Source organism: Prochlorococcus marinus, assembly GCF_001180245.1.
Taxonomy (GTDB): Bacteria; Cyanobacteriota; Cyanobacteriia; order PCC-6307; family Cyanobiaceae; genus Prochlorococcus_A; species Prochlorococcus_A marinus_F.
Window position 1 is genome coordinate 1 of the sequence record NZ_CVSV01000065.1, and the last position, 261, is coordinate 261.

General features: G+C 28.4%; 1 pseudogene. It reads left to right on the top strand.

Going from position 1 to position 261, the window contains the following annotated elements:
- Positions 1-24: 24 nt before the first annotated feature.
- Positions 25-261 (top strand): annotated as a pseudogene (locus AMO19_RS02605) (HNH endonuclease); the annotation flags it as partial.

A 261-nucleotide genomic window follows, 5' to 3' on the forward strand; every position in this document is an offset into this window, starting at 1 on the left:
GTTATCAAATCAAATAAATCAAAAATGTTTGAATTGATAAGTTATGAAAAATTTCGCGATACAAAAGATGTAAGATTTTTTGATATTAGTGTTAATGAATCAAATTATAGAGATCTAGTTATTCACAGTGGTCCTGCAGTTAGTCCTCCAAATGATGAAGATTTTAATAATTGGCAATTTTACATACATCACAATCAAGAAGATAATCTATTAGCTATCTCTGGGGGTAGAACATTTTTTCTTGTAAATTTTGGCTGGGAT